The organism is Microbacterium sp. (genome assembly GCF_049650565.1).
GTDB lineage: Bacteria > Actinomycetota > Actinomycetes > Actinomycetales > Microbacteriaceae > Microbacterium.
The window spans coordinates 89,039-101,208 of sequence record NZ_JBASAK010000028.1 but is presented as its reverse complement, the minus strand read 5'-3'; the positions used below and the strand labels follow the sequence as shown (position 1 = coordinate 101,208).

Sequence of the window (12,170 nt, the reverse complement as noted above, 5' to 3'; positions counted from 1 at the left end):
GCAGTGCTCCTTAAAGCTGGGTCCAGTCGAGGATGATCTTGCCCGTGCCGGCGGCAGCCGCCGCGTCGAAGCCCTTCTCCCAGTCTCGCGCGGGGATGACCTCGGCGATGACGCGGCTGATCGACTCGCGCAGCGTCGCGCTGGTCTGCAGCATCGCACCCATGGCGTTCCAGGTCTCGAACATCTCGCGGCCGTAGATGCCCTTGATGGTGAGCATGTGCGTGACGAGCTTGCCCCAGTCGATGCTGAACCCGGCGCTCGGCAGGCCCAGCATGGCGATCCGCCCGCCGTGGTTCATGTTGTCGATCATGGCCGGCAGCGCCTGCGGTGCACCGCTCATCTCGAAGCCGACGTCGAAGCCCTCGCGCATGCCGAGAGCGGCCTGCGCCTCGCGGATGTCCTGCTGGGAGACGTCGATGACCTGGTCGGCGCCCATGGCCTTCGCCATCTCCAGGCGCGGCGCGCTGACGTCGGTGGCGGTGATGAAGCGGGCGCCGGCGTGCCGGGCGACGGCGATGGACATCAACCCGATCGGGCCGCAGCCGGTGACCAGCACGTCCTCGCCGACCACGCGATAGGTCAGCGCCGTGTGCACGGCGTTGCCGAGCGGGTCGAAGATGGCGCCGAGCTCGGGTGTCACGTCGTCGTGGTGCTTCCACACGTTGGTGGCCGGCAGCGAGAGGTACTCGGCGAAGGCCCCGTCACGCTGCACGCCCAGGCCGATGGTGCGGATGCACATCTGCCGACGCCCGGCGCGGCAGTTGCGGCACGTGCCGCAGACGATGTGCCCCTCGCCGGAGACCCGGTCCCCGACGGCGATGTCGCGCACCTGCTCGCCGATCTCGACGACCTCACCGTAGAACTCGTGGCCGGGAACCAGGGGAGCTGCGACGGCGGATGCCGCCCACTCGTCCCAGCGGCGGATGTGCAGATCCGTGCCGCAGATGCCGGTGCGCAGCACGCGGATGATGACGTCCCCAGGCCCGGCGACCGGATCGGGGCGTTCGGTGAGTTCGAGGCCGGCGGCAGCGGCGGGCTTGAAAAGAGCCTTCATGCTTCGATCTGACCGCATCCGACGTTGTAGAGCAACAGCCTTCTCCTGCACAGTTCTTTCAGTTAATGCTTAACAATAAGATCGGAGTCGTGGAACTCCATCAGCTGCAGATCCTGCGGGAACTCGGGGCGCTCGGCAGCGTCACTGCCGTGGCCGAGGCGATGCGCGTCACGCCCTCCGCCGTGTCGCAGCAGCTGGCGGCACTGCAGCGTGGATTCCGCACACCGCTCACGCGAAAGCGGGGGCGCACACTGGCGCTGACGCCCGCCGGCGAAGTCCTCGCCGCGGCGGGCGCGGAGGCCATCGACGCCATGGCCGCCGCTCGCAATGCGCTGGACGAGTTCGAGCACGATGCTGCCCGCGCGGTGAGCCTCAGCGGCTTCCACAGTGCAGGCCAGGCGCTGTTCGGACCGTTGGCGCGGGAGCTGGCGGCATCGGACCCCGCGCCGGCCGTGCACCTCACCGACGAGGACGTCGCGCAGAGCGAGTTCCCCGCGCTGACCGCCCGCTACGACCTGGTGCTGGCGCACCGGATGGAGCACTCCGCGCAGTGGCCGACCAGCGGCATCCGCAGCGTGACCCTGGTGCGCGAGCCGCTGGACGTGGCGGTCGCAGCGCAGCATCCGCTGGCCTCCCGCCGATCTCTCTCCCCGGCCGACGTGGCCGGCGAGCGATGGGTGACCAGCCGCGTCGGCTACTCCCCTGACGACGTGCTGCGGGCGGTGTCGGCCATCGCCAACCGGCCCGTGCAGGTGCAGCACCGCATCAACGACTACGGCGCGGTGGCCGCGGTGATCGCCGCCGGCGACGCGATCGGCCTGCTGCCGCGCTACACCTCGCGCAGCGTGGACGACCGCGACCTCGTGCGCCTGCCGCTGCGCGGCGTGAACACACTGCGCACCATCGACGTGCTCACTCGGCCCGAGAACCTGCGCCGCAGTTCGGTACGGCTCGTGATCGAGGCGCTGACCCGCGTGATGGCACGGCTCGCGGATGGTGACACGCCTGCGTCTAGGCTCAAGGGATGACCGAGGCCACGAACCCGTTGCTGTCCCCCTCCGCGCTCCCGTACGGATTGCCCGACTATGCGGCGATCCGCCCGGAGCACTATCTGCCGGCGTTCCAGGCGGCGTTCCAGGAGCACCTGGGCGAGGTGCGGGCGATCACGATGGTGCGGTCGATGCCCACGTTCGAGAACACGCTGGTCGCGCTGGAGCGCGCCGGCAGCATGCTGGAGCGCGTGGCGGAAGCGTTCTACACGGTCGCGTCGGCCGACGCCACCGCCGACATCCAGGCCATCGACGAGGAGCTGGCACCTCTCATGTCGGCTCACGAGGACGCCATCCGGCTGGACTCGCAGCTGTACTGGCGGGTCTCGCAGGTGCATGCGCAGATGGACGAGCTGGACCTGGATGCCGAGCAGCGCTACCTCGTGCAGCGCCACTTCCGCGAGATGACGCACGCGGGAGCGGCGCTGGGCGATGCGGCCAAGGCCAGGCTCACGGAACTCAACCAGCGGCTGTCCACGCTCAGCACCACGTTCGAGAAGAACCTGCTGAACGACACCAACGAACTCGCTGTGCTCTTCGACGACGCCGCCGAGCTCGACGGGCTCACCTCCGGCGAGCTGAGCGCCACGGCGCGCGCCGCCGCCGACCGCGGCGAGGCGGGCAAGCACCTCGTGGGGCTCACGCTGTTCAGCGGCCACCCGTACCTGGCATCCCTCACCGCGCGCGAGAGCCGACGGCGCATCATGGCAGCGTCGCTGTCTCGGGCATCCCGCGGCAACAAGAACGACAACAGCGCGGTGCTGACGGAGATCGTGAGGCTGCGCGCCGAGCGCGCGGCTCTGCTGGGATACCCGTCGCACGCCGCGTACATCACGGCTGACGAGACGGCGAAGACCCCGGATGCCGTCGAGCGGATGCTGCGCGAGCTGGCCGCTCCCGCCGCTCGCAACGCCGAGCGCGAGCGAGCAGCCCTGCAGGAGATCATCGACGCCACCGAGTCCGAGCCGTTCGAGCTCGAGGCTCACGACTGGGCGTTCTACACCGAGAAGGTGCGCCAGGCGCGCTACGACATCGACACGGCAGCTCTCCGGCCCTGGTTCGAGGCCGAGCGCGTGCTGCGCGACGGCGTGTTCTTCGCCGCATCCCGGCTGTACGGCGTGACCTTCACCGAGAGGGCTGACCTGGTCGCCTATCATCCGGGCGCGCGCGTGTTCGAGGTGCATGACGCCGACGGCTCGCCGGTGGGCCTGTACGTGCTGGATCTGTACACCCGCGACTCCAAGCGCGGCGGTGCCTGGATGAACCCCATCGTCAGCCAGTCCGCGCTGCGCGGCACCCTGCCCGTGGTGGTCAACAACCTCAATGTGGCGCAACCCGGCGACGGCGAGCCCACCCTGCTCACCCTGGACGAGGTCACCACGCTCTTCCACGAGTTCGGGCACGCCCTGCACGGGCTGTTCGCCCGCGTCACCTACCCGCACTTCTCCGGCACCAACGTGTTCCGCGACTTCGTGGAGTTCCCCAGCCAGGTCAATGAGATGTGGATCCTGTGGAGCGAGGTGCTCGACAACTACGCCCGCCACGTCGACACCGGAGAGCCGCTGGATGCCGTGATCGTGCAGCGGCTCCGCGAGAGCGAGGCGTTCGATCAGGGGCACGCCACCAGCGAGTACCTTGCCGCGGCATGGCTGGACCAGGCCTGGCACCTGCTCGGCGCGGGTGAGGGGCCCGGCGATGTGGCGTCGTTCGAGCAGGCGGCGCTGACCGACATCGGCCTGCTCAACCCGGTGGTGCCGACGCGGTACTCGTCGACGTACTTCGCGCACGTGTTCTCGGGCGGCTACAGCGCCGGGTACTACTCGTACATCTGGAGCGAGGTGCTGGACGCCGACACCGTGGAGTGGTTCCACGAGCACGGCGGGCTGACCCGCGAGAACGGTGACAGGTTCCGTTCGCTGCTGCTGGGCGTGGGCGGATCGAAGGATCCGCTGGAGGCGTATCGCGACTTCCGCGGCCGGGATGCCGAGATCGCGCCGCTGCTGAAGAGGCGTGGTCTGGATCACTGACGCGGCGGGTCTCAGTGCAGTCATGCCCGCCGGCGGCCCTCGTGCGCGGTCGGCTCAGTCGTCTGCGTTGATCACGGTGGACTCGCCGAGGTCGGCGCGGACGGTGTCGATCACATAGTCGGCGGGGCTGCGCCCCACGGACGCCGACCTGGCCACGATCGCATCCACGAGATCGATCGGGAGCTGCACGGTCAGCGCGGTCGAGGCATCCGGGCTCTGGCCGCGGAGCATCGGGCCCAGGATCGGCAGCACCACTGCTCCGAGCACGGCGAGGATGAGCAACGCCCAGAACATCCGCCAGTACCAGTCGCCGCCAGCTCCCGGGATCTCGCCGTCGGTCGCGGCGGACAGCACCAGCATGAGCGTGGTGGCGGCGATGAGCCCGAGTTCGACGGGCAGCAGTCGACGCACGATGCGGTGGCGATGGCTCATCAGCGGCAGCAGCAGACAGGTGAGGGCCAGCGCTACGGCCACTATCGACGTCGACGAGAGCACGCGGAAGAGGAACTCCGGGCCGTCACCCCCGCTCCAGATCGAGTCGATGGCGAGCCCGGCGGCGATGGTGGCGAAGAGGACGCCGAGCCAGCCGACCCAGCCCACATCGCGCCCGACCAGGGTCAGATCGGCGAGGGCGACGATGCCGAGAGCACCGACGACGAGCGTCGTCCCCATGATCCGCCAACGAACCTCGTCGGCGTCGCCGGTGAGGATCATGACGACTCCGATCACTGCAGCGATCACGAGCGATGCGATCGCCACGATGAACGCCACCCTGCGGATGCCCCGGAACGGAGCAGCGGCACTCTCGCCCCTCGTCCGACTCACGATCAGGCGCTCTTGCGCTTACGGGCCAGGACAACCGTCGGTGGCGCGCCGTCATCGACGGCAGCCTTGGTGACGACGACCTTCGTGACGTCCTCCGCGGACGGGATCTCGAACATGATGGGCCCGAGCACGTCTTCCAGGATGGCTCGGAGGCCGCGGGCGCCGGTCTTGCGCAGCACGGCCAGGTCGGCGATGGAGCGCAGCGCGTCGTCCTCGAACTCGAGCTTGACGCCGTCGATCTCGAACATGCGCTGGTACTGCTTGACCAGGGCGTTGCGCGGGCCGGTGAGGATGTCGATCAGGGCTTCCTGGTCCAGCGGCGACACCGAGGTGACGACGGGCAGGCGACCGATGAACTCGGGGATCAGGCCGAACTTGTGCAGATCCTCGGGCAGCACCTCGCTGAACAGCTCGAGGTCCTTGTCCTTGTCGTGCAGGGGCGCCCCGAAGCCGACACCGCGCTTGCCCACGCGGGCGGAGATGATGTCCTCGAGCCCGGCGAAGGCACCGGCCACGATGAACAGCACGTTGGTGGTGTCGATCTGCAGGAACTCCTGGTGCGGGTGCTTGCGCCCGCCCTGCGGCGGCACGGAGGCGACGGTGCCCTCGAGGATCTTCAGCAGCGCCTGCTGCACGCCCTCACCCGACACGTCGCGGGTGATCGACGGGTTCTCGGCCTTGCGGGCGATCTTGTCGATCTCGTCGATGTAGATGATGCCGGTCTCGGCGCGCTTGACGTCGTAGTCGGCGGCCTGCAGGAGCTTGAGCAGGATGTTCTCGACGTCCTCGCCGACGTAGCCCGCCTCGGTGAGCGCGGTGGCGTCGGCGACGGCGAACGGCACATTCAGCCGCTTGGCGAGGGTCTGCGCGAGGTAGGTCTTGCCGCAGCCGGTCGGGCCGAGCATGAGGATGTTGCTCTTGGCGACCTCGACCTCTTCGGCCTTCTGCTCGGCGGTCTGCAGGGTGCCGCGGACGCGTACGCGCTTGTAGTGGTTGTACACGGCGACGGCCAGCGAGCGCTTGGCCAGCTCCTGCCCCACCACGTACTCCTCGAGGAAGGAGAAGATCTCACGCGGCTTGGGAAGGTCGAACTCGGCGACCGGACCGGTGCCGGCCTCGGCCATCCGCTCCTCGATGATCTCGTTGCACAGTTCGACGCACTCGTCGCAGATGTACACACCGGGGCCGGCGATCAGCTGCTGCACCTGCTTCTGACTCTTTCCGCAGAAAGAGCATTTGAACAGGTCGGCGCTCTCACCGATGCGTGTCATGCGCGTCCTCCTCGAAGCCGTGGATCAGGCGGGGGCCTGATGCCGCCTTTCGAGCCTAACCGCACGCACCGACACCGGGCCGCATTGGCACGCATGCGAAGGGCCCGGGTCCACCGACAGCGGAACCGGGCCCTCGCAGCCAGCCCTACAGCATCGACTTCGTGTGCCAGACGGTCTTCGTCTCGGTGAACGCGGTGATGCGGTCCAGGCTCTGCTCGACCTCGCCGGGGCGCAGCACGCGCTTGAGCGTGTCCGCGGCGGCGATCTCGAGATCGACCCAGTCCAGGTCTCCCGCACCCGCCAGGTCGATGGCGTTGACGTCGGCGTGCGACGCCAGCCACGGCGTGACCTCCGCAGGGTCGCCGGTGAGCACATTGACGACCCCGCCGGGCACGTCGCTGGTGGCCAGCACCTCGGCCAGGCTGATCGCGGAGAGCGGATGCCGTCGACTGGCGATCACGACCACGGTGTTGCCGGTGACCAGCGCCGGGGCGATGACCGAGACCAGGCCCAGCAGCGCGGAGTCCTGCGGCGCGACGACCGCCACCACGCCGGTGGGCTCAGGCACCGAGATGTTGAAGTACGGGCCCGCGACGGGGTTGGCATTGCCGGCGAACTGCGCATATTTGTCGCACCAGCCCGCGTACCAGACCCACATGTCGATGGCTGCGTCCACCTGCGCGCCGGCGACGGCGGCCGAGACCCCCTCCTGGTCGACGATCTCGTCGATGAACTGGGCCCTGCGGCCCTCCAGGATCTCCGCGACGCGGTACAGCACCTGACCGCGGTTGTACGCGGTGGCGCCGGACCAGCCCTTCACGGCCGCGCGGGCCGCGACGACGGCATCCCTGGCATCCTTCCGCGACGCCTTCGCGGCGTTGGCGAGGAACGCACCCTTGGCCGACACGACCTCGTAGGTACGCCCCGACTCGCTGCGGGGGAACTTTCCGCCGATGGCGAGCTTGTAGGTCTTCGGAATGGTCAGACGCGCGCTCATGCCGCGGCTCCCTTCTTGGCGGGCTTGGCAGTCTTCGCGGTGACGGCCCTGGCCGGCTTCGCGGTGATCGCACGAGTCGAGGAGGAGCCGCTCTTCAGGTACGCGGTCAGGCCGTGGCGGCCGCCCTCGCGCCCGTAGCCGGACTCCTTGTAGCCGCCGAAGGGGCTTGCCGGGTCGAAGCGGTTGAAGGTATTGGCCCACACCACCCCGGCGCGCAGCCGGTCGGCGACGGCCAGGATGCGGGATCCCTTGTCGCTCCAGATGCCGGCCGACAGCCCGTACGGGGTGTTGTTGGCCTTCGCGATGGCCTCCGCGGGCGTTCGGAAGGTCAGCACCGACAGCACCGGTCCGAAGATCTCGTCGCGGGCGATGCGGCTGGAGGCCTCGACGCCGGTGAAGATCGTCGGTGCGAACCAGAAGCCCTTCTCCGGCAGTGCGCAGTCGGCGGTCCAGCGCTCGGCACCCTCGGCTTCGCCGATGTCACTGAGCTCGCGGATGCGGGACAGCTGGGCAGCGGAGTTGATGGCGCCGATGTCGGTGTTCTTGTCCAGGGGGTCACCCAGGCGCAGCGTGGACAGCCGGTGCTTGAGCCGGTCGACGACCTCGTCGTGGATCGATTCCTGCACCAGCAGACGGCTGCCCGCGCAGCACACGTGCCCCTGGTTGAAGAAGATGCCGTTGACGATGCCCTCGACGGCCTGGTCGATGGGCGCGTCGTCGAACACGATGTTGGCGGCCTTGCCGCCCAGCTCCAGCGTGACGCGCTTGTCGGTACCGGCGATGGCCTTCGCGATGTCGCGGCCGACCGCCGTGGAACCGGTGAACGCGATCTTGTCGACATCCGGATGCCGCACCAGCGTGGCGCCGGGGGCGCCCGCACCGGTGATGATGTTCACGACGCCGGCGGGCAGGTCCGCCTGCTGCAGGATCTCCGCGAAGATCAGCGCCGTCAGCGGGGTGGTCTCGGCGGGCTTGAGCACCACCGTGTTGCCCGCGGCGAGAGCCGGGGCGAGCTTCCACGCCAGCATGAGCAGCGGGAAGTTCCACGGGATGATCTGACCGGCCACGCCCAGCGAGCGCGGGTCGGCGCCGAGGCCGGCGTAGTCGAGCTTGTCGGCCCACCCGCCGTAGTAGAAGAACCAGGCCGCCACCAGCGGCACGTCCACGTCGCGGCTCTCCTTGATGGGCTTGCCGTTGTCCAGACTCTCGGCCACCGCCAGCTCGCGGGCGCGCTCCTGCACGAGGCGTGCGATGCGGAACAGGTACTTGCCGCGATCTCGGCCGCTCATCTTCGACCAGACGCGGTCGTAGGCGCGACGTGCGGCTGCGACGGCGCGGTCGACATCCTCATCGGAGGCCGAGGAGATCTCGGCGATGCGGCTCTCATCCGCTGGCGAGATGGTGTGGAAGGACGGGCCGGAGCCGTCGACGAACTCGCCGTCGATGAACAGGCCGTAGCTGTCCTTCAGGTTCAGGATCGTCTTCGACTCCGGTGCCGGAGCATATTCCAGGAATGACATGTCTCGTCCTCAGTCGATGGTCACGTAGTCGGCACCGGAGTAGTGACCGGTGGTGATCTTCTGGCGCTGCAGCAGCACGTCGTTGAGCAGGCTCGACGCGCCGAAGCGGAACAGGTGCGGCTGCAGCCACTGCTCGCCGGCGGTCTCGGCGACCGTGACGAGGTACTTGATAGCGTCCTTCGACGAGCGGATGCCGCCGGCGGGCTTCACGCCGATCCTCTCCCCCGTGGCTCGGTACCAGTCGCGGACGGTCTCGAGCATGAGCAGCGTTGTGGGCAGGGTGGCCGCGGGCTGCACCTTGCCGGTGGACGTCTTGATGAAGTCGCCGCCGGCCAGGATGGACAGCCACGAGGCGCGCTTGATGTTGTCGTAGGTGTTCAGCTCGCCGGTCTCCATGATGACCTTGAGCGCGGCGTGGCTGCCGTCCTCGCGGCGGCAGGCCTCCTTGACCCGGGCGATCTGGTCGAACACGAACCCGTAGCGCCCTTCCAGGAACGCGCCGCGGTCGATGACCATGTCGATCTCGTCGGCGCCGGCGGCCACGGCATCCGCGGTGTCGGCCAGCTTGACCTCCATCGACGCACGGCCGGACGGGAAGGCCGTCGCGACGGCGGCGACGTGGATGCCCCCGTCGTCGGGATCGCCGTGCGCGGAGCCGAGCGCCTCGATGGCGTGCGGGACCATGTCGCCGTACACGCACACCGCGGCCACGCGCGGGGTGCTCGGGTCGGCGGCGTCCGGGGTCTTCGCCTTCGCGACCAGCGAGCGCACCTTGCCTGCGGTGTCGGCGCCCTCGAGGGTGGTCAGGTCGATCAGCGAGATCACCTTGTCCAGCGCCCCTGCCTTCGAGGTCGTCTTGATCGAGCGCGTGCCGAGAGCGGCGGCGCGCTGTTCCAGGCCCACCGCGTCGACACCGGGCAGTCCATGCAGGAAGCGGCGCAGGGTGGCGTCGTCGGGCTCACCGCCCAGCACGTCGACAGCCGCGCGACGGCTCAGTTCTGTGGTGGTCACATCTCCTCCAAGAGTGCTCGTGCTGTGGATTCGTCGGTCACCAGTACGGTGCAGAGCCCGTTGCCGACGACTGTACGCGCGATGTCGTGCTTGGCGGCACCCGCGGTGACGAAGATGGATCGGGGTGCTGAGCGCACCCGCTCGAGGCTCACGCCGACGGTCCGCGCGTCCAGCTGCGGGTCGACGATGTTGCCCTCGGCGTCGATGTAGCGGCCCAGCAGATCACCGACGGCGCCGCGTCGGGCGAGCTCGGCGATGTCGGCTGCGGTCAGGTAGCCGTTCTCGACATGAGCGGATGCCGCGTCGCACGGCCCCGCGGTGAAAAGGAATGTGCCCGCGCGCGAGGCCTGATCGAGGATGGCCGCGACCGTGCGGTCGGCCTCGATGGCCTGCTTGGTCTCCACGCGCTCGAGAATGGCGGGGCTGGGCAGCAGCACGGCCTGGCCCTCACCGCGCTGCGCGATCGTGGCGGCGACGGATGCCGCTCCCCCGGATCGCCTGTTCAGACTCACACCGCCGTTGGCCTGCACCACGGTGACGCCGTGCGCCCAGCCCTCGGGCAGTGCCTCGGCGATGGCGGTGAGCGTGCGCCCCCAGCTGACGGCCAGCGTGCGGGGCACGGGGCGCAGGGCCGTGAGCATGTCGGCGGCGGCTCTGGCCACGCGCTCCAGCACGGCGCCGGGCTCGTCCGGTGCGGGCACGACCACGGCGTCCTTCAGCCCGAATCTCTCGATCAGCGCGCGCTCTGCTCCCAGTCTGCGGGCTCGCGGATGCACGATCTCGATGCGCACGACACCACGCTCGCGCGCCTGCACCAGCAGCCGCCCGACCTTCCAGCGCGAGATGCCGAGGAGGGCGCCGATCTCGTCCTGCGTCTTGCCCTCGTCGTACGAGAGCTCGGCGACACGCACCATGAGCAGTTCGTCGTCCACAGCGTCCTCCTTCCGCCTCCAGCCTAGGAGGACGCCGACGCTCGCGCACGGGTCTGCTCAGATGAGCAGCAGACGCGGTCGGGATGCGCATCCGTTGCCCGCACGTCGCAGAAGAGCGGCCCGGCGTGATGCCGGACCGCTCTTCTGCGACGGGTGACTCAGGCGCGCTTGCGCGAGCTGAGCACCTGGTCGACGATGCCGTACTCCTTGGCCTGCTCGGCCGAGAGGATGTTGTCCCGGTCGATGTCGCGGTTCACCTGCTCGACGGGCTTGCCGGTGTGACGGGACATGGTCTCCTCGAGCCAGGTGCGCATGCGCAGGATCTCCTTGGCCTGGATCTCGATGTCGGATGCCTGGCCCTGACCGGCCTCTCCCATCGCCGGCTGGTGCATGAGCACGCGGGCGTTGGGCAGTGCGAGGCGCTTGCCGGGGGCGCCGGCGGCCAGCAGCACGGATGCCGCGGATGCCGCCTGGCCGAGCACCACGGTCTGGATCTGCGGCGCCACGTACTGCATGGTGTCGTAGATGGCCGTCATCGCGGTGAACGAGCCGCCGGGCGAGTTGATGTACATGGTGATGTCGCGCTCGGAGTCCTGGCTCTCCAGCACCAGCAGCTGCGCCATCACATCGTCGGCCGAGGCGTCGTCGACCTGCACGCCGAGGAAGATCACGCGGTCCTCGAACAGCTTGTTGTACGGGTCCTGGCGCTTGAAGCCGTAGGCGGTGCGCTCCTCGAACTGCGGGAGCACGTAACGGCTGGAGGGAAGGGTGCCGGCGGAGCGGAACGTGGGTGTGTACATGTGTCGTGTTCCTTACTTGTCCGCGCCGGTGCCGCCGCCGCCGTGCACGTCGCTGGCGTGCTCGCGGATGTGGTCGACGAATCCGTACTCGAGCGCCTCGGCGGCGGTGAACCAGCGGTCGCGGTCCCCATCCTCGTTGATCTGCTCGACGCTCTTGCCGGTCTGTCCCGCGGTGATCTCGGCGAGACGCTGCTTCATCGAGAGGATGAGCTGCGCCTGCGTCTGGATGTCGCTGGCCGTGCCGCCGAAGCCGCCGTGCGGCTGGTGCAGCAGCACGCGGGCGTTCGGAGTGATGTAGCGCTTGCCCTTGGTGCCGCTGGTCAGCAGCAGCTGGCCCATGGACGCAGCCATGCCGATGCCCACCGTGACGATGTCATTGGGCACGAACTGCATGGTGTCGTAGATGGCCATGCCCGCGGTGATCGATCCGCCGGGCGAGTTGATGTAGAGGTAGATGTCCTTCTCGGGATCCTCGGCGGCGAGAAGGAGGATCTTCGCGCAGATCTCATTCGCGTTCTCATCGCGCACCTCAGAGCCCAGCCAGATGATGCGATCCTTCAGCAGCCTGTCGAAGACGCTCGTCGCCATCAGGGGTTCAGCCATGTCAGCTCCCGTTTGTCGTGTTTCGGTGATTCGAATCTACCGGCGCACGCGCAGGCGCTCGGCCGTGTTCGCCCTGAGCAC

At 68.9% G+C, this 12,170-nt stretch carries 11 protein-coding genes; 2 read left to right on the top strand and 9 right to left on the bottom strand.

What is annotated here, in order from left to right; all coding sequences use genetic code 11:
• Nucleotides 1-10 precede the first annotated feature (10 nt).
• Complete coding sequence (gene tdh, locus WA967_RS04715; RefSeq protein ID WP_424419737.1) at nucleotides 11-1,054, bottom strand: L-threonine 3-dehydrogenase; 1,044 nt, start codon at nucleotides 1,052-1,054, stop codon at nucleotides 11-13.
• Between the two features lie 89 nt (nucleotides 1,055-1,143).
• On the opposite strand from tdh, the gene WA967_RS04710 reads away from it, so the two are divergent.
• Nucleotides 1,144-2,082: a LysR family transcriptional regulator gene (locus WA967_RS04710; protein ID WP_424419736.1), complete on the top strand. Its 939-nt coding sequence runs from the start codon at nucleotides 1,144-1,146 to the stop codon at nucleotides 2,080-2,082.
• Complete coding sequence (locus tag WA967_RS04705; RefSeq protein WP_424419735.1) at nucleotides 2,079-4,130, top strand: M3 family metallopeptidase; 2,052 nt, start codon at nucleotides 2,079-2,081, stop codon at nucleotides 4,128-4,130. The genes WA967_RS04710 and WA967_RS04705 overlap by 4 nt, the downstream gene beginning before the upstream one ends.
• Before the next feature lie 54 nt (nucleotides 4,131-4,184).
• Here WA967_RS04705 and WA967_RS04700 read toward each other — a convergent pair whose 3' ends face one another.
• The 8 genes from WA967_RS04700 to WA967_RS04665 all read right to left on the bottom strand — a co-directional run bounded on the left by WA967_RS04700 (nucleotide 4,185) and on the right by WA967_RS04665 (nucleotide 12,089).
• Nucleotides 4,185-4,889: a hypothetical protein gene (locus WA967_RS04700; protein WP_424419734.1), complete on the bottom strand. Its 705-nt coding sequence runs from the start codon at nucleotides 4,887-4,889 to the stop codon at nucleotides 4,185-4,187.
• 68 nt (nucleotides 4,890-4,957) lie between these two features.
• Nucleotides 4,958-6,226 carry an ATP-dependent Clp protease ATP-binding subunit ClpX gene (gene clpX / locus WA967_RS04695; protein WP_424419733.1) on the bottom strand — a complete coding sequence of 423 codons (1,269 nt, stop codon included), beginning with the start codon at nucleotides 6,224-6,226 and terminating at the stop codon, nucleotides 4,958-4,960.
• Between the two features lie 145 nt (nucleotides 6,227-6,371).
• A complete protein-coding gene (locus WA967_RS04690) occupies nucleotides 6,372-7,223 on the bottom strand; it encodes an aldehyde dehydrogenase family protein (RefSeq protein WP_424419732.1) in 852 nt (283 codons plus the stop codon).
• Nucleotides 7,220-8,743 carry an aldehyde dehydrogenase family protein gene (locus WA967_RS04685; RefSeq protein WP_424419731.1) on the bottom strand — a complete coding sequence of 508 codons (1,524 nt, stop codon included), beginning with the start codon at nucleotides 8,741-8,743 and terminating at the stop codon, nucleotides 7,220-7,222. Before WA967_RS04685 ends, WA967_RS04690 begins: the two co-directional genes overlap by 4 nt.
• 9 nt (nucleotides 8,744-8,752) lie before the next feature.
• On the bottom strand, nucleotides 8,753-9,754 hold the full coding sequence (gene deoC, locus WA967_RS04680; protein ID WP_424419730.1) for a deoxyribose-phosphate aldolase: 1,002 nt from the start codon (nucleotides 9,752-9,754) through the stop codon (nucleotides 8,753-8,755).
• Complete coding sequence (locus WA967_RS04675; RefSeq protein ID WP_424419729.1) at nucleotides 9,751-10,686, bottom strand: sugar-binding transcriptional regulator; 936 nt, start codon at nucleotides 10,684-10,686, stop codon at nucleotides 9,751-9,753. Before WA967_RS04675 ends, deoC begins: the two co-directional genes overlap by 4 nt.
• Nucleotides 10,687-10,844: 158 nt before the next feature.
• On the bottom strand, nucleotides 10,845-11,486 hold the full coding sequence (locus WA967_RS04670; RefSeq protein WP_424419728.1) for an ATP-dependent Clp protease proteolytic subunit: 642 nt from the start codon (nucleotides 11,484-11,486) through the stop codon (nucleotides 10,845-10,847).
• Nucleotides 11,487-11,498: 12 nt separating this feature from the next.
• Complete coding sequence (locus WA967_RS04665; protein ID WP_424419727.1) at nucleotides 11,499-12,089, bottom strand: ATP-dependent Clp protease proteolytic subunit; 591 nt, start codon at nucleotides 12,087-12,089, stop codon at nucleotides 11,499-11,501.
• Nucleotides 12,090-12,170: the final 81 nt, after the last annotated feature.